Consider the following 18425-nt stretch of genomic DNA (forward strand, 5'->3'; position numbering starts at 1 on the left):
AGGATGAGCAAATTAATTCATCAAATCTTTCTCCTGATTCTTTAAACCTTCTGACTCCTGAATTCTGACTCCTGAACACTTACGTTTTTTCTCCAAATCAAATATGATTCCTATAGTTGCGATCGCCATTGTTAAACAAATATTCAAAGCAAAAAAATAACTCCCAGCTTGAGACTGGGAATTAATCAAAGCATTTATTGAGGTTGTATTCAATTAGAAGCTGCTGTTTCAGCGACATTACTAATGAGTTGCTCTAGAGTACCGAGTAATTCTTGCTCGTTATATGGTTTAGAAAAATAGGCTCTAGCACCTAGTTGAATAGCAAGTTGTCGGTGTTTATCGCTACTGCGAGAAGTTAGCATTGCAACTGGGATATTTTTCCAATCAATGTTGTTTTTGACTTTGCCTAAAAATCCATAACCATCAAGACGAGGCATTTCGATATCACAAATTACAGCAGAGATTTTCAAGCCTGTTTCTAATTTTTCTAAGGCATCTTGGCCATCTTTGGCTTGTTCTACTTGGTAGCCACCTTTTTCTAAGGTAAGTGCCAAAAAGCGGCGAACATTAATTGAGTCATCAATAATTAAAATCTTGCCTTTTGGTTTAGGAGGTAAGGCTGCGAGTTTTTCACTATCAACAAATAGGAACGGTGTTTTTAATCTAACCGAAGGTAATTGATTGTTTTTGGGAGTGTTTTGGTTAGTGGCAATCCAATATAATAATTCGTTAGCACTAACTAAGGCGACAACTCGACCATCACCGAGAATTGTGCAGTTACTAAAGCCTTCCGGTAGGGAAATATTACCTTCAACTTGGCGGATAGCAACTTCTTGTTCACCCCAACAACGGTCTACTTGGACGGCGACTGTTTGATTGTTGCCTTTAACTATTAACACGCTAGTAGCGTTAATGGCTGCGGGTGTTTCCAGTTCTGGGCTGTCGTAACGCGGACAATTAAAGTCCAAATACTGTCCCAGGCGAATCAACGGTATCATTGTACCTTGCCAATTGAGGACTTCGCTACCGCCCATTGAGATAATGCGATCGCTTTGGAGTAAAAATATTTCCGAAACCACATCTGTGGGAAATGCCAGCAATATTTTACTTGTTTCGACTAACAGGACTCTCGCCACAGAAAGGGTAAATGGTACTGATAGGCTGAAAGTCGTACCAATTCCTGGTTCTGTATGAACTGTAATATCACCGCGCACCAGTTTGAGGTTGTTGCGAACCACATCCATCCCCACACCACGGCCAGATAAGGCGGTGACTTTTTCGGAGGTGCTAAACCCTGGTTCAAAAATTAGTGATAGTAGTTCATCATCACTTGCACTTTCTAATAAAGAACTATCTAATCCCATTGCTAAGGCGCGAGAACGAATTTTTTCTAAAGAAATACCTTGTCCATCGTCCCGCATCGTAATAATTGTCCGATTACTACGGTGAGTGGCATGAATTTCGATTAATCCTTGTTCTGGTTTACCTAAGCTGTGACGAGTAGCTGATTCTTCAATGCCATGATCAAAAGCATTCCTTAATAAGTGCATTAAAGGGTCATTTAATGCTTCTAAAATACTCCGTTCAATTAAAGTGTTGCCACCTTCAATTTTTAATTGGACATTTTTGCCATACTCCACATTTAAATCGCGGATGGCTCTAGGAAAACGCTCAACTAACTCGGAAATTGGCCGCATCCGCACTTGATTAATCTTGGTTTGTAATTGCTTGGATGTTTTGTTTAATTTGCGAGCAATTTGATCGGCATCATCTACACTTAATTGAATATCTGTGGAAACTTCTTGTACCTGGACAATCGTTTCGATAACATCTTGCGATCGCAAATTAATTTCATCTAGTGAGTGCTGATTAGCAGAGGGTTCTTGTCCTAAGTTAGTATCTGAGTTGTCCAATGATGCCATCTGATACTGACGCGCATTAGATGATATCACTCTGTTATATGCCATGCGTAATTCTTGATTTTCTCGATCAAGAGTTTGCACCCTCTGGCTGAGATTCCGTGAAAGCTTACGTAATTTTTCTAGTTGTGAATGTAGACCGTTTCTTTGAACTATCAATTCACTAAATAAATCATTAATTTGTTCTAGTTGTTTACTAGGAACGCGGACTGAGTTTTCGGAATGTTCGCGGTCTTTGCCAATACTAATTGGTTCAGTTTTGTGTTCGGCAATAATTGTGTTAATTTCCGGCAGACTAATATTTTGATTGATTTCTGCATCTAAGGGGATGAAATTACTAACAGTGATTATTTCTTCTTGATTAATAAATGGTATTTCTGCTAGTTCTACTTCTTGGTTAACACCGTTATCTGTAGCGAGAAATTGTGCGATCGCATCTGCGGTTGAAAGTTGCTCAAATTGATGATAATTTGTTGAGGTAATTGGTGCTTCACTCAACTCAATGGCTCTAGGTAAACTATCTAATTGATTTGTCAACACTAAAGCTTGCGATCGCCGCCATGTTTGCAATGCAATTTGGGCAATTTCGGGAACGCGTTCTGGTGTAGCAAATTCAACACAGCGTTTGATGGAATCACACAGTTGAGTAAACGCTGTTAATTGCAGCATTTCTCCCAAACCGCCTAACTCGGCGGCCATAATCACTACTTCTTCTTGCAAACAAGGTTGTTGACTATCAGCCAACACAGATTCTAACCGTTGTAAGCAGCCTTCAACTTCAGTTTCAAATAATAAAGGAATAATATTTTGTCCATCTTCTGGTGACAACATAGTTGTCGCATCTTCAGGGCTAGGATCACCCAAACGTTGATGGAGTTCATCAAAAACTGGAAAACAAAAGCTGGTTAACCACTGTTCCTCAATGACACTTTCTGTTGATAGTAAATCGACAATTTGACGCATCCAGTCAATTGCCGATAGCAATAAACTTTGCAACTGTTGGTCAATCTCTAGAGAACTTTTTCTAGTTTTTAATACTTTAAAAGCATCTTCTAAACGGTGTGCTAAATCACTTAACACCCGAAACCCCATCATTGCTGCACCACCTTTAATTGAGTGGGCAGCGCGGAGTGCGCCATTAATTTTTTCTAAATCTATGCGATGGCTGGTATCGATTTCCAACAATACGCCTTCTAAAGTATTCAGGTAATCTGTTGCTTCTTCCAGAAATTGCATCTGGATTTCTAATTCTTTATCTTGTGACATTGTTTTTATTATTAATTAAGAGTCAATAGTTAAAAGTCAAAATTGGACTATTGACTTTTAGTACTGGACAGTTATTTAACTAACTTTAAAAGTCTCAACAGTCTCTTGCAACTTATGAGAAATCTCTACAGTTTGTTTGAGAGATTGGCAAACTACACTGGAAGAATCTCTAGTGCGTTGAGAAATGGCAGCGATTTCTTTCATTAATAAGCTGACAGTTTGCGATGTTTGCACTTGAGATGCGGTTGCAGAAGAAATAGACTGTACTAAAGAATCAATTTGCCGAGAGACATCGAAAATTTGTCCGAGATTTTGTTTGGCTTCTTCTACTACCCGCGCACCTTCGCCTACTTGGGTAGTACCAATTTCCATCGCTTGGACAACAGCGCTAGTTTCTCGTTGAATGTTCTCGACAATTTGTTCAATTTCTTGGGTAGCAGCTGCACTACGGACTGCTAACTCACCTACTTCTTCGGCTACCACAGCAAAACCTTGGCCTTCTTCACCAGCACGGGCGGCTTCTATCCCTGCGTTAATGGCGAGTAAGTTGGTTTGCATGGCAATTTGATTAATTAAGGACACCACGCGGGAAATTTGCTGCGAAGATTCTCCCAAGCGTTTGACTTTCTGGGCTGTTTCGCCAACGGTTTCCCGCAGAGAGAGGATGTTCTGCACTGTTAAATACATTGCCTCTTCACTCTTAGAAGCGTTTTGGGCAGCGTTATTCGCTACAGTGGCAGCTTGTTCAGCGCTATTCGCAACTGCTTGCATGGAACTAGTCATGTTATCAACAGCATCCAGGGCGCGGTTAATTTCCTCAGCTTGTACCAGTGCTTCGTCAGCCAGTTGGCGGATAGCTGTTTCGTTAGAACCAATGGCAGTATTTACCTGAGTGGCTGCTTGCTTAACTTGGGTGACAATATCCCGCAAATTTTCGACAATAGAATTGAAAAAGTCGGCAACAGTGCCAATTTCGCCATCTGTCACATCAGCGCGGACTGTTAAATCGCCTCTAGCTGCACCTTCGATATCATTTAGTAGTTCTAAGAGTTGCAGTTGTAGGGCTTCTTGCGTTGGCCGTTCATCGCTGGAAGTTGGTTGAATAATAGTCTTAGTTTGGGCAATTTCGGCTTGTTCATCGACTAATACCTGAAATTGGGCAGCCATATTGTTAATATTCGCACTCAATACACCTAGCTCGTCTTCTCTTTCTGATGCCAGGCGGGTGTTGAGTTCACCTTGTCCTAGTTTGGCGACGGCAGCGGTGGCATTGATGATCGGCAGTGTGGTACGCTTGGCTAACCATGCGGCGATCGCTGCGACAATCAATCCGATTAATCCTGTCCCAATGGTAACTATCCAAAACAATTGCCGTTGAGTGCCATATAAAATTGCCGCATCAGTAGTGAGTAATACCTGCCAATTTAAATTAGCTAAACCGGCAATTTTTGGTGCTGGTACGTAACTCACTAATTGGCGTTTATGATGACTTTGGGGAACAGTTGTTAGGGTAGAAATATTGCTTGTTGTGAGAATTTTTGCTAAACCAGGATACTCAGCTTTTGCTTCTTTGCCTAATAGTTCTGGGCGTGAACTTAAGAAAACTTTGCCAGAATTATCTAGTAAAGTGTATTGATAACCGTTAACAGCATAGTTTTTGATTGTTTCTTCTAAAGCTTTAGTCGGTAGGCTGGTTCTAATAACTGCCAGCGTTTTACCTGTGACTGTATCTTTAATTGGTGCCGCTAGATAAATATCAGCAGATTTTTCGGGTTGACTAATAACCGCAGCATCTTTTTGGAGAGTTTCTTGGAAATAATTATTAGCCTTTTGGTTATCTAACGGTTCCCCAGAAGATTGGACGATCACATTACCGTCAGTATCCAAGACAGCTATACTACTATAAGTTTGATAAGCTGCCAGAATTTTATCTAGTAATGCTTGCTTTTCGGGAGTATTAGTATTTCTTGTGAAGTTGTTATTCACAAATAAAGGCAAGTTAGCAAGTATTTGAATATCTCCATATCTTGCTGACATAAAGCGGTTAATTTTATCTGTTAAGCCAACAGCTTCAGCCGTTTGCGATTGGGTAATTTGCTTAGTCAGTGATTTACTAGCCAAAGTATAGGCGATCGCCCCAATGAATAAAGCTGGTATAGTACTGATGGCGATCGCTAAAATTGTGGCTTTTGTTTCTAAACTTAGCCGTTTTACATATCCACCTAGATGATGCGGCATCTTACCATCAGATTGTGCTGCATTAGAAATAGTTGTTACGGGAACTTTACTCTCAGAAACTTTGGTAGATGCAATCAAAGAAGCTCGATTTTTACCATCCCCACTCTTAGCCATGTCAGTTTTATTAAACATCTGAAATTCTCCTGCATAGGTACATTAAAAATATCTAAAGTTATCTGTATTCCAAATAACTTAATCACTGCGGAGAATAGAAGACTGCACAATTGCTTGTGCATCTAATACCAGCAATATTTCTTCTTGTTGCACAACGCATCCACGCAAATAAGGAACTAAACTAGATGCTACTTGTCCAATGGGCGAATGAATATCATCAAGCATAATTTTAGTTGTCCCTTTAATTTCTTGAACAACTAAACCTAAAAGCAGTGATTCAACCTTAACAACGATGACATTATATTGCTGCCTTCGCGTATCTATAGCTTCTAAATTGAGCATTCGTGGTAAATCAATTGCCCAAATTATCCGACTACGCCAATTCATTAATCCTAAGATACACCCAGGCATATTCGGCATCGGAGTTATCGCTTCTACAGGCAAAATCACAGCTTCTTGAGTGTGACTCATTGCCAACATAGCAGCAGTTTGTTGATTTAGCTGAAACTTCAGATAACCATCTCCTAAGTTATTTTGGAGAGGTTTTTCAGCAAGTATAACTTTAGAATTATTCATTGATTTAAATCACCACTGATTTAATAGCTCTTAATAACTGTTCTCGTGTGTATGGTTTAGTAAGATAAACATCTGCACCTTGTTTCATAGCCCATAATCTATCAATTTCTAGATTTTTAGAGCTACAAATAACTATTGGTAACTTTTGAGTTGCTGGATTTTTTTTTAGTGAACGACATAACTCAAAACCACTCATCCCCGGCATCACAACATCAGTCACAATTGCATCAGGATTTTGCAAAGCTGCTTGTTCTAAAGCTTCTTTAGCACCGCTTGCTTTAATCACGTTGTAACCACTTTCTTTAAGATAATGGCTCATAAGTTCTAATTCGCTGGGCGAATCTTCAACAATTAAAATTGTGCCAACCAAAGTCAGACTCACTCCTCATTCTCCTTTTGAGCTAAAGACCACATTATTTAATATGTTTAAACACAATTTTCAGTAATTCTGATTGAGTAAAAGGCTTAGTCAAATACCCAGATGATCTGACCATTTTGGCTTTAGCTCTATCAATAAATCCTGTCCTACCAGTCACCATAATGATGGGTGTATTTTTAAATGCTGAATGCCTGCGTAATAATGAACAAAGTTCATACCCATCTAAGTTAGGCATTTCTACATCTAGTAAAATCAAGTCAGGCTTACTGCGGAGAATCTGCATTAATGCCTTAACTGGATCATTAATTGTCACCACTGAAAATGTACTTTCATCCAAAAAGAGCTTGATGGAATTTAACACAGTTTGACTATCGTCAATGCAAGCAACAGTATATAAGCTATTTTTTTCTAATTGCTTAAAATTTTTGTGATTGCTATTGTCACCAGAGTCAAAACTGTTATTCTTGCTTAACGTCTTGCCATTAGATAGGGAATTAATTGCAGGTAAAACTGGAGAACCTTTAGTAACATTAACTGGTGACTGGATATGATAGCGATGACGTAATTGTCTTTGACAATATTCCACTAGTAAACGCAAGTCTAACTGACAGAATTTTGGTAGTTCATTCCATGAACTATCAGGATAAAATTCGTAGGTTCCTTCTTTTAAAATTAAAAATGACTCCAGCACCTCTTTAGCTAATTCATCTACTAAGGTAGCTGCTTGCATAGAACTGATGTAACGCTGCTCTACCAACCAACAAATAGCTTGGTAGTCTGGATATGGTATGGACAGGTTTTCACTGGCTGGTTCAAACATCAGTCGCATCTGCACACGAGTAGCACTATTGAGTGTGGGAATATTGAGACTCAAGCGCCGCAACTGATTATCAAGTCGCTCAAACACCTTATCAGATGAAGAAGCATAAGTAAGTTTACCTTCTTCTAGATGGATTGACCATGAAGTTGATCCAGTAAATACACGTAAGCACCCCGTAGCACGCCGACTAGTTAACTGTGCTAATAAAGATAGTGGATGTAGTTTTTGGATTAACCGATGACTACTCATAGGAGTTAGGTTTTGCATTTACTTCAGCTAAATTCAAGACGTTTCATATCAATTCGTACGTATTTTAGTTACTATCCCCAGAAAGACTTAGCTTTTTGTGTAAAATATACTACAAATAATTAAGATAAATTTTGGGCGTAGGTAACTTGATGCTATGGATTTTTGATGTTTACATCTTTTTTATACGGGCAATTAAAAGTTAAATTAATTACTCTCCTTGAAATTCTTCAGCATTAAGAAAATTAACTTCACAGACAGTAAAAATTAAAACAATCCCCTTGTCTTTAATCAACTTTTAGATAAGCCAATCTGAAAGAATACTGCTAAATTAGCAAAATTTAACTAGATTTTTCTCAGTAGTTACACTTAAAAAACCTCAGCTTTGCCCAAACCAGATATAATGTAATGTTTAGTTAAGTAAGATTACCGGAGATTCACATAAATTCATTAGATGCAATCACTTCTAGCCTCTGTTAGTGCAATTGTCCATATGATTCCCACGGAAAGCAGAAATATTAATCTTCTTAATGAAACTTCAACAGTTTATTTGCCGGACTTCTTTGTCTAACACGTACGATGATGCGTCGGAATGTAAGTATTTCAAGAGTTTTTCGTAAATTCAGCCAGTATTACTGATGTAAAATATTTGGGTAGACTTTTTAAGTGCAATTAATATAAATAGATTTAGACTTGAGGCGATCGCTAGTATAGTGAGGTTTAAATAAACAACTCATTGCAAATTCTCAAAAAGGTTGCCCTATAAGCTTTTCAACTTTTGCATAGCGTTACTAGTTTCCCCTATGTATTGATAATCTCAAGCACACCAAAAAAGCCCATTTAAACTTTTTTGGGCTGTCATTTAGATATACTTGGATTCGATTAGTGAACAGATAAGATTTAGTAATAATAAGACTCTTGAAAGAGTACAAAAAAAGGCTTGGTTTAACCAAGCCTTTATGTATACCAAGCATTTACTACACCAAGCTTAATTTATCCTAAGTAATCCTTTAGTTCATCTTCCTAAAGGATGTATACAAATGATTTAATAACTGATATTGCCAGATATATAAATGATATTTTAAATTCTGAAATAATCTAGGAATAAAAATATATCACCAAAATTATCCAGCCAAAATTCCTATATTTTTTTAATTACAAAAAAGGTTTGGTCATTAGCCAAACCTTAAAAATTGCTGTGCTTAACAACGTACTAAATTTAATTTATTACTTTCTACTCAGATACTTCATCTATCTTTAGGATGTAGCCAAAAAGCATACTTCTTGATTTCTATTTATTATAAATCTAGGCTATTATTTTTAAGTACAGAAATATGACTATATGGGCTTACTAATAGCAATTTTATATATAAATTTATTGTCTCAAAAAGATGAAAAAGGCTTGGCCATTTATTGTCCAAGCCTATATATACCAGGTGTTTACCATATCTAGATAATTTATCTCCTTATTAGATGTAGTTCATCTTCCTTTCAGTTGTGGATAAAAATCAGAAACTATGCTAGGTTCTACCCCTATTTATAAATCAAATCTTATGGCTATATATAGCAGGTGACAGGAGTAAAAATCTTATATTATCTAGGTTTTACGATGTGTTTATGTTTTAATTACCTTGGCTGTTGCTATATTTATTTTTTTAATTAATGAGAAAAACCCTGGATTTACGTCCAGGGTGAATACACGTTTTTCAGGCATTATGAGGCCAAATATTAACTGTGAAAATAATTGATTGCACCTATCTATCGAAGGATAGAAAAAATTCAGATGACAACCCAGTGTATTATATTTAGCTTTCGATGATAAAATTTATCTTGCGATCGCGCTTGTGCTAGAGTAATTATTTTTTTACAAAACTATAAATTATAAAAAAGGTTTAGCGCAGTGCTAAACCTCTGTAGAAAGCAGTTATTTGACACACCAAAATTAATTTAGAACGAGTTGAATATCAGAGCATCTTCCTATAGTATGTAGCCAATAATTTGCTAATGTGATAGAGCATTTCTCAGCTATTCTGGCTGTACCATTTTGCCGATTTCCTCGACCCAATGCTGACGGTCAGAATGTTCTAAATTGATAATATCTGCTAAACTCCAGTGGAAATGAAACGCAATACAGGCTACCTCCTCGTGTAGTAAGTCTGAGGGGTAGCTTATGATTCCCCCGCTAAAGCTAACTCCACTTGAAAGTTATTATTACATTGGGGACACTGCACCGGAATATAAGCATCTCCTTGCTGATTAATTCGATTGTAAAACTCTCGCAAATATGCCAAATCTCGTGAAAAAAGATTTTCTAGTAACCCAGGCGTTATGTCTGTTAAGTCGCCCAAACGAGTGATTACTTGTGATAGCATTGCGATCGCCGCGTAAGCCGTATTTTCCTGAGCAGCCCGATTTTTCTGCACAATTATTTCATCTTTGGCTGTCGCTAGACGCATCACACCTTGGCGATGCAAATTTCCGTCAGCATCTAATAAACCTCTAGGGAGGATAAAGTCAAATTCTGTCTGTATATTGGTCATGTGTTATTCTCCTCTATACTCCTACTCTCCACTCCCTAATTCTTCTAATTCATTAATGTGGCGATAAAAGTTTTGTAAATAGCTTAAATCACAAGCAAAAAAATTTTCCACAACCGCAGGTGTTACCTCATCTAATGCACCTAAATGAGTAATCACGCGAGATAAAATTATGACTGTCGCATAAGCTGGATTTGATTTTACACGCGGGTCACGTAAAGGCACAATTTCATCTATCGCTCTGGATAAACGCATCACTCCTTTACGATGTAAATTACCATCTGTATCCAAATATCCTTTCGGTAAAGTAAATTCAAATTCAGTTTGCAACATTCTAAGCTATTTTCACTCGTTTCAATTCTTCTACAACCACTTCTATTTCTTCAATTTCGTGTTCGCTACCAGCTGCATTCACATCATTAATTTTATAACTGGCAGGCCAAGCATTTTTAAACTCTAACCTAAATTGTTCTGTCGCTGCTTGATTATAAATAACTAAAGAACCATCCCTTCTTTCATCACCCCATTTACTTTCTTGCACAGCAGCTAACCAATTCCACATTGTCATAGAAATAGTTAAACCACGGCGCAAAACTATATTGGAATAAGATATATTGCCCGGAATTTTTGTGCGGACAACTCTACCACTAGTATTACCATTCTTACCCCAGGTTTGTGGTGTAACTTCGGCAACTTCTATTACCTGCTGATTAATTTTAAACCCTTGACATTCCATAAAATAGCCATCTACTGGTTCTTGGCTACCAGTCAGTTTTAGTTCGAGATAAAAACGGCTATTCGTCAGAATTTCGGGAAAATCTGCCATTATATTTACTATATAAAAAAAATCAGATAGAGAAAAGTATGAAGTCTAAAAAATGAAAGATAAAATTTCATACTTCATACTTCATACTTCTACTTATTTCTTCCTCTCAAAGTAGGTAAAACCAATGGTGACTGTTTCAGTAAGCAAATCACCACTACCTGCTGTAAAATCTCCTGTTCCATAGCTAGTAGGGAAAACATCCGTAAATTCGTACTGAACTTTTTCGTTACCATCTCCATCATAGATAGCAAGTTTTGCTAATTTACGGCTGGCGCGTCCTTCGGCTTTACCGCCAGAAAGTGCTTCTGCATGACATTTATTGTACCAATCAAGCAGTTGTTTAGAATCTGCCGTTGCTACACATTCAACGGTAATTTCTGAGCATTCCACGCCACCGATAGTAGCATTGGTTTGAGTTTTACCATCTTTGGTGACACCAATCGGTGCATCTCCACCAGCTACGACCATTTTCATTTGCATACCACTGATTTTCTGCACCAGAATATCAGTTAAGCCATCAGCCTCAAAGTAAAACTTGGCATTAGAAATAAACTCTGGCATAAACAAACCTCCAGATAACTACTTAATGATTGATTAACCAGAAAACTAGGCAAAATTTATTTTTTACGATTTATATTTTCACAAGTTAGGGTGTAAGTTTCTTCAACATAGCCATTGCCAGAAACATCAAAATCTCCAATTTTATATTGAGAAGGCCAAGCTTCTTTTAAGTCCCAACGCATAACCTCATTGCCATCAGTATCGTAGGCAACTATAGAGCCAGTTTTTTTGCTATCTGCCCATTTACCTTCACCTTTTTCAGTTTTCGGCATACATTTTTTGAACCAATCATACATTTTTTTGCTGGTGCTATCACTATCACCACTCATTAAAGTTGTGACTTCAATATTGAATAGTCCTTCAAACCCGGCAGAGTTAATTTGTCTAACAGTATTTCCACCTTTAGTAGACATTAAAGGTTTATCTTGACCTTGAACTTTGGCTTCAAATTTAACACCACCGATTTTGCTAAAAGCCATATCGGTCATGCTATCAATTTCAAAGTAAAAATTACTGGCAGCAATCGGTTTTAAATCAGGCATATTTTTAGCTCCTTGCTTCTAAAAATCTCGAAATTTTGTTTTAGAAAGGGTGTAGAGATGTGAAGGGTGTAGAAATATCACACCATCATCATTTTCCTTACACCCTTAAACCCTTATTGGTTAGGAGACCATTGACTAAAGCGGAAGATGACAAATTCTGCTGGACGCACAGGACATACACCAACTTCGATATACAACCGACCCAACATCATGGTTTCGTGGGTGTTGATACTCGCGTCACACTTGACGTAAAAAGCCTCTGCGGCAGAAGCCCCAAACAAAGCACCTTCCCGCCAGAGTCTTTCTAAGAAATTACTCACGGTGCGGGTGACACGCGCCCATAAATCTTGGTCGTTGGGTTCAAATACTACCCACTGCGTACCGAGTTCTACAGACTTCTCGATATAGCTCATCAAGCGGCGAACGCTGATATAACGCCATTGCACGTTATCTGGTTCTACCAAAGTGCGAGCGCCCCAAATGCGGATACCACGGTTGGGGAAGGTACGAATACAGTTGATACCTAATGGATTAAGTAGTTCTTGTTCTCGTAGGTTGGTTTCGTAGGCTAAACCAATAACACCTCTGGGCGTATCGTTAGCGGGTGCTTTATATACACCACGGGTTTCGTCGGTACGACACCAAACGCCCAACATATGACCAGCGGGAGGAATCAAAATTGGTCTCCCTCCGTTACGGGGGTTGGGGACTTTAATCCAAGGATAGTAGAGGGCGGCAAATTGCGATCGCCGATTAAATGCACTCAACCACTGAGCAATATGCTGGGGCTTCACCTGGGTAGGAGGTACAGGCGCACCACCACCTTTACACGGTGGTGGGTCTAACACTACCATCCGGTTAGGGGCAGTATTTTCACACATACTGACCATCGCTTCCATGATGCCGTGAACCTGATCCAAATCCAAGATGCCGTTTTGATAAGCCCGCATCAAGTCAGGAAAAGTAATCATGGTAACTTCGTCAATTTCAAAGATACCTTGCATCCCGGTGCGATCGTCTCGTACACCTTGCACATCTCTGGGAAAACGGTCAGGAGTGGAAACTACTGGCGGGGGACTAACTTCATAAGTACCATTTGCAGGACGACGCGACAGGGGTTGTCCCGGTGTTTCTAAGTCAGCCACAGTCACAAATTGCGACTCTTGCAAAGCTGTCACCGCATAAGCACCTAGCTGTGCTTCCACTTGGGGATTCATAGAAAGATTGTCGTATTCTTCCAGAATTTCCCCATTCCGGCTAATTACGACTTTGAAAAATTCCCCAGTATTGGCTGGTGGTTCTGCTTCTGGGCTTTCTGGCGGACGCGGTTGACTTTCAGTGACAGAAACATTTATTCTGCCTTCTGCACCACCATCATCGTCACCCTCAGCAGGCTTCAGGACAAAGCTTAAAGAGGGACGATTCCCTGTAGTACGTAGTTTTAAAGCAGTTTCTTCTGGTGGTGGTGGCTGAGAACCAGGGAGTTTTGTGCCGATACTAGCGACCCAACAACGTCCACCACCGTTGAGAAACCAACCATTCACCGCAAAGGGTAAATAAGCATCAAAATCTGTGAAACCGTCCGAACCCTGTTTAGCATAGTATTCTAGGTACTCGTTCCACGATGTCACTAGCATCGGTTTAAATAATTCCGCATCACCACGGACATCTTCTGTAAACCCGATAAAGCCAGCGATATTGGTACTCACCCCTTCTATTGGGCGACTACCTCGGTCTACTTCTTCAACGTAGACACCAGGTGCAAAATAATCTAATCTTGGCATAACACTTGGTTTTCCTAAATTTGAAGTATGAAGTGCGAAGTTTGAAGTATGAAGTTAAAATCATGCCTCCTGCCTTTTGCCTTCACACTTCATACTTTTTGAGTTGGTTTTGAACAATCAGTTGACCTTGGCTCAGTCACAGAGTAACTTTCCAGGTTCAAGGGAATTGTTAATGTCACATACAAAGCTGGACGTAATGGTACTCCTAGAGCATTCCACAAAGCCGCAGCATCCAAAGGATGAATAGCACAAACGGTCATTGCTAATTCGCCATGACCGCGAAGTGTGGGAGCCAGCACTTCCTCTCGTAATGAGTGATGATGCAAAAGTAGTATTAATGCCTCAGACAAGAGACGCTGTTCACCCAAACTGGTAAAATCCCAAGCACTCACCAAAAATGAGACATCAAACCACCTCGGTGTGAATAAGACTAATTTCCTTTTGTCTGCGGCTTGCTGACAATTGGACTGTTGTTTGTCAACACTTTCTTGAATGTTGTAACAGTATAAATTCAGCCTAGGGTTGATATTCTGTTCCACACCAGGGTGGTTGAAATCAATTTGTTCTGTACTGAGCAGGGAAATCCCGCCAGCTAAAATTTTTGCTAAAGTCTGGGTAGCAGCTGGGATCATAAGACACAACAGCAGGGTGACTGAAATGCTCCCTTAATCAGTCTGGCGGGTGTATTTTTACCGCCAGCATGAATCTATGGAGGTTGAAGCGTCCTTACCAGAGTTCCTGATGTAGGCAGCAGAAAGTGACTACTTTGCTACCTAACTTACGGAAGGCAGAGGGCTGACAGCACAAAATAAACCTTTGAATTAGGCTTGGTTGCTGGTTAATTTGCCACTATTGGGCTAACTCTTTCTAGCTTAGGGATCTAGCTGGCTGGCGGTTATTAGACTTTGGTCGATATTGTAAAATTATTGTTTTAAATTCCCCAAATTCCAAAGCTGTAGAGTAAGCTAAACTCGTCCGTATTTATACAGTAAGAAGCATAATTTCTCCCAGTAGAAAATATCTGAGATTGAGTAGCATCCATAATGCTTCTTCGCTGTTAGAGTGTTTCGGAGTGTAAAACAGGATGAGGGTGGCTACACAAAAATTAACCTCTCAATTTCCGCTACCTTTGTTGGTAAACAATTCAGAGAGTAAGCTGCCAGAGTCAGATTTTAACCAAATTTGTCAGCTAATTATTCAACAATTAACTGCCTTATTGCCGACTGTGGCTATCTGGACTGTTTATCACGATTTGGAAAAAGGAAAACGTCACTTAGTGGCTGAATATTTAGCAGAACAAGCTTGGCAAACCAACCACTTTGTGGCTGGACAATTCAACTCGGATTGTACATTTTTGCAAGCAGAAACTTGGTGGCGCGAGGATTTTCCCGTTCTCAAAATTACGGAACTCACAACATCGGATTTTTATCACAGCTATGTTTGCCGAATTAGCAAACATAGTGTGACAACAGCCGATTATTTATTGATTTGTACTAGTAAATCACTGTCCGCTGAACAGCAACAATTACTGCTGAGTAATGCTCAAATACTGAGTAATTATTTAGCTATGTATAGAGAGCGATCGCGCCAACAACAAGAAATTGCTGCTTTATCTCAAACACTCGGACAAGCTGAACATCAATTGCGGAATCCTTTAGCATTGATTAATCTCTATGCAGAAAATCTCCGCTTGGCATTACCACAGGGTGATTTACAAGAACAAGCCACATTAATTCGGCAAACTGTAGATGAACTCAGCACTAAATTAACTGATTTACTTTACCGTGGACAACGGGCAAATCTAAAATTTAAAAAACACAATTTGCAAACAATTATTGGTGAATGTATTAAAACTTTACAGCATTTATTAAAAGAAAAAGAATTAAACATTAACTATCCTGAGAAACCTGTGTATGTGACAGTAGATCACTGGCAGATGAAACAGGTATTTGATAACTTACTATCCAATGCAATTCATTTTAGTCCTCGTGGCGGGACAATAACTTGCAATTGGTATGCCTACAGTAATGAAGTGATAATTGAAATTTGCGATCGCGGTTCCGGAATTGCCCCAGAGGAATTGAAGCAAATATTTAAGCCTTATTATTCTCGGCGTTTAGGTGGTACAGGTTTAGGACTAGCGATCGCCCAAAAAATTATCCTGGCACATCAAGGTAACTTATGGGTAGAAAATCTCCCAGAAGGTGGCGCACAATTTTCCTTTACATTACCGCATAAAAGGCAAAAGTAAAAAGGTAAAAGTAAAAAGAAATAAGATTTATACTGCCAGCTTTTTCACAGTTTTAAATGGTTACTGAGCTTAATCAAAATATGCTCTGCTGTTCTTGTCAACCAACTTAATTTAACTGCCAAAATTCAGATAAGTTCTGACTTTTGAATTCTAGCTACTGACTTCTCTTTTATATACCAGGCACACTATCTACTATGAATACTAAAAAAGAGGTTATCTCTATTCTGCTCGTCGATGACGAACCGCATTTTCGTAAAGGTATACGCACCTTATTAAATTTTTATACAACTAGTAGTAGTCTGGGTTTGAATGTGATTGGAGAAGCCGCATCTGTTGAGCAAGCAGTGAAATTAACTGCGGAACAACACCCCGCTTTAATATTACTAGATTTAGAATTACCCCCAGAAGATGGCATTATAGCGCTGCAACGTCTGGGAGAATTATCTTATAACGGTAAAGTCTTAATTTTATCGGCTCATCAACAAGATGAATGGATATTTCGCGCCATGCAAGCTGGTGCTTGTGGTTATGTATTTAAAGACCAATTAGCAACTCAATTGTGTGAAGCAATTACGACTGTGATTAATCATCAAGTTTATTTACCACCAGATGTAGCAACTGCCTTTTTTAGACTGTTTCACTACTACACAGGACACTCATTAAACTCTAGTAATAGTTGTATTCATCTCACAGAAAGAGAACAAGAGGTTTTAAATTGGTTAGTTCAAGGTGCTTCTAACGAACAAATTGCTGGCAATCTATATATTACAGTCGCCACAGTTAAAGCCCACTTAACAGCTATCTTTGAAAAATTAAGTGTCACCAGCCGCACTCAAGCCATCGTCAAAGCATTAAAACTAGGTTTAGTTTGTCCATAATTTAGTGCTGATTGCTGAGTATTTGATTAAGTAAGAAAAGGGAGTTTATCAGAAAAATGTTGAGAGACAAGTTGTTAAATATTATTCAACTAAAATCATTACTTTTTACTTTCAAAAAACTTTAATGTCTCACTTTCTTTATTACATCACACCATAATCATTTACTCAGCACTCAGCACTCAGCACTATAAAAATGAGCAACTATTTAGCCATAGCCACCATCACCGCAACGCTACAAAGAACATTGCAAGCCAGTGTCCAAGTAGATATAGATGGTGCGCGGGTGACAACTGTGAGACCCGATCGCCTGAATAATGCTACACCAGAAGCAGGAGTAAACATTTATCTTTACGATGTTTTACTCAATAGTGCTTGGCGCAGTGCTGATTTAAGACAACGCCACTCTGAAGAAAAATATATTAAGCGATCGCAAACAGGTTTAGATTTGTACTACTTGATCACCTGTTACGGTAACGATGTAGAGTTGGAACCGCAGCGCCTCATGGGTAGTATTGTCAGCACACTCAATAGCAAATCGATTATCACCCAAGAGATGATTCGGGAAACAGTAGCCGATTCAACTTTTACATTTTTAGCCGATTCTAACTTAGCCGAACAAGTGGAAGCGATCGCTATTTCTCCCGTTGATATGAATATCGAAGAAATCTCGAAAATTTGGACGGTATTTTTTCAAACACCATACTCCCTCTCATTGGGTTATAAAGCCAGTGTCATCTTAATTGATAGCGGCGACATCCCGAAAAAACCCTTACCTGTACGCAACATTCAGCGTCATGTTACACCATACCAACCAGCGATCGCTCACATCAAGGTAGCCGAAGAAATAGCCAAACTCTGGAAAACCCAAAATCCCGCAACACCACTAATTCTCGCCACCAGCACCTTGTTAATTCAAGGCAACAAATTACACGCAGATATTACACAAGTCCGCATTGGTAACGTGACAATCACTCCTCAAACCGTCACCGAAACGCAAATTACTTTAGATCTTGCCACCATACCCGTAGAATCATTACGGGCTGGTGTTCAGAGTATACAAGTAATTCATCCCCAGCAGCGTGTAAACTCCAATGTTGTGCCGATATTACTGCGCCCCACCATTCAAGAAGTTACCGTATCTAATTTACATGGCAGAGGTAACGACCTGCGATCGGCGGATGTCAACGTTATAGTTAACTTCACAATTGAGAAAACACAACAAGTCACTTTAGTTTTAACAGAACTTTCCCTCACCCAATTTACCGGATATTCCTGCGAACAAACCAAGCACCGCCGCAATAACAGCAACTCTATTACCTTTGCGATTACCGATTGCTTACCCGGAAACTATTTAGTTCGCCTAGTTGTAGACGGTGCCGAAAGTTTACTCTCAGTTGATACAGATCCTCATAGTCCTACTTATGAAAGTTATATCGGGCCTGTAATAGCGATCGCCTAATAAACCATCCCATTTGAGATTTGAAATTA

The 18425-nt window shown here is 39.1% G+C and carries 17 protein-coding genes; 3 read left to right on the forward strand and 14 right to left on the reverse strand.

Annotated elements, in window-relative coordinates:
- Positions 1–12 precede the first annotated feature (12 nt).
- The 14 genes from IQ244_RS06995 to IQ244_RS07055 all read right to left on the reverse strand — a co-directional run bounded on the left by IQ244_RS06995 (position 13) and on the right by IQ244_RS07055 (position 14440).
- The gene (locus IQ244_RS06995) at positions 13–213 is read right to left on the reverse strand and encodes a hypothetical protein (RefSeq protein WP_193891182.1); all 201 of its coding nucleotides are present in this window, start codon (positions 211–213) and stop codon (positions 13–15) included.
- Positions 210–3185 (reverse strand): hybrid sensor histidine kinase/response regulator, encoded by a 2976-nt coding sequence (locus IQ244_RS07000; RefSeq protein WP_193891185.1) that lies wholly within the window; start codon positions 3183–3185, stop codon positions 210–212. Before IQ244_RS07000 ends, IQ244_RS06995 begins: the two co-directional genes overlap by 4 nt.
- Positions 3186–3260: 75 nt before the next feature.
- Entirely contained in the window at positions 3261–5555 is a 2295-nt protein-coding gene (locus IQ244_RS07005) for a methyl-accepting chemotaxis protein (RefSeq protein ID WP_193891189.1), read from the reverse strand.
- Positions 5556–5615: 60 nt separating this feature from the next.
- Complete coding sequence (locus IQ244_RS07010) at positions 5616–6113, reverse strand: chemotaxis protein CheW (protein WP_193891193.1); 498 nt, start codon at positions 6111–6113, stop codon at positions 5616–5618.
- A gap of 4 nt (positions 6114–6117) precedes the next feature.
- Positions 6118–6495 carry a response regulator gene (locus IQ244_RS07015; protein ID WP_193891196.1) on the reverse strand — a complete coding sequence of 126 codons (378 nt, stop codon included), beginning with the start codon at positions 6493–6495 and terminating at the stop codon, positions 6118–6120.
- Between the two features lie 31 nt (positions 6496–6526).
- Complete coding sequence (locus tag IQ244_RS07020) at positions 6527–7579, reverse strand: response regulator (RefSeq protein ID WP_193891199.1); 1053 nt, start codon at positions 7577–7579, stop codon at positions 6527–6529.
- Positions 7580–9583: 2004 nt separating this feature from the next.
- Positions 9584–9733, reverse strand: coding sequence for a DUF6760 family protein (locus IQ244_RS33185; RefSeq protein WP_322746035.1), 150 nt, complete (start codon positions 9731–9733; stop codon positions 9584–9586).
- Positions 9727–10098 carry a phage tail assembly protein gene (locus IQ244_RS07025; RefSeq protein WP_193891202.1) on the reverse strand — a complete coding sequence of 124 codons (372 nt, stop codon included), beginning with the start codon at positions 10096–10098 and terminating at the stop codon, positions 9727–9729. Before IQ244_RS07025 ends, IQ244_RS33185 begins: the two co-directional genes overlap by 7 nt.
- A gap of 21 nt (positions 10099–10119) precedes the next feature.
- Positions 10120–10428, reverse strand: coding sequence for a hypothetical protein (locus IQ244_RS07030; RefSeq protein WP_193891205.1), 309 nt, complete (start codon positions 10426–10428; stop codon positions 10120–10122).
- 1 nt (position 10429) lies between these two features.
- Complete coding sequence (locus tag IQ244_RS07035; protein WP_193891208.1) at positions 10430–10921, reverse strand: phage tail protein; 492 nt, start codon at positions 10919–10921, stop codon at positions 10430–10432.
- A gap of 93 nt (positions 10922–11014) precedes the next feature.
- Complete coding sequence (locus IQ244_RS07040; protein ID WP_193891211.1) at positions 11015–11482, reverse strand: phage tail protein; 468 nt, start codon at positions 11480–11482, stop codon at positions 11015–11017.
- 56 nt (positions 11483–11538) lie between these two features.
- Complete coding sequence (locus IQ244_RS07045) at positions 11539–12024, reverse strand: phage tail protein (RefSeq protein WP_193891214.1); 486 nt, start codon at positions 12022–12024, stop codon at positions 11539–11541.
- Between the two features lie 113 nt (positions 12025–12137).
- Positions 12138–13808, reverse strand: coding sequence for a phage tail sheath family protein (locus IQ244_RS07050; RefSeq protein WP_193891218.1), 1671 nt, complete (start codon positions 13806–13808; stop codon positions 12138–12140).
- Positions 13809–13897: 89 nt separating this feature from the next.
- Complete coding sequence (locus tag IQ244_RS07055) at positions 13898–14440, reverse strand: Pvc16 family protein (RefSeq protein ID WP_193891221.1); 543 nt, start codon at positions 14438–14440, stop codon at positions 13898–13900.
- Positions 14441–14892: 452 nt separating this feature from the next.
- Between IQ244_RS07055 and IQ244_RS07060 the strand changes: the two genes are divergently transcribed.
- The 3 genes from IQ244_RS07060 to IQ244_RS07070 all read left to right on the forward strand — a co-directional run bounded on the left by IQ244_RS07060 (position 14893) and on the right by IQ244_RS07070 (position 18396).
- Entirely contained in the window at positions 14893–16059 is a 1167-nt protein-coding gene (locus IQ244_RS07060; protein WP_193891224.1) for a sensor histidine kinase, read from the forward strand.
- 194 nt (positions 16060–16253) lie between these two features.
- Positions 16254–16937: a response regulator gene (locus tag IQ244_RS07065; RefSeq protein ID WP_193891228.1), complete on the forward strand. Its 684-nt coding sequence runs from the start codon at positions 16254–16256 to the stop codon at positions 16935–16937.
- A gap of 193 nt (positions 16938–17130) precedes the next feature.
- On the forward strand, positions 17131–18396 hold the full coding sequence (locus tag IQ244_RS07070; protein WP_193891231.1) for a DUF4255 domain-containing protein: 1266 nt from the start codon (positions 17131–17133) through the stop codon (positions 18394–18396).
- The last annotated feature ends 29 nt before the right edge of the window (positions 18397–18425 follow it).

The sequence above is a fragment of the Nostoc sp. LEGE 06077 genome, from assembly GCF_015207705.1.
Classification (GTDB): domain Bacteria; phylum Cyanobacteriota; class Cyanobacteriia; order Cyanobacteriales; family Nostocaceae; genus Nostoc_B.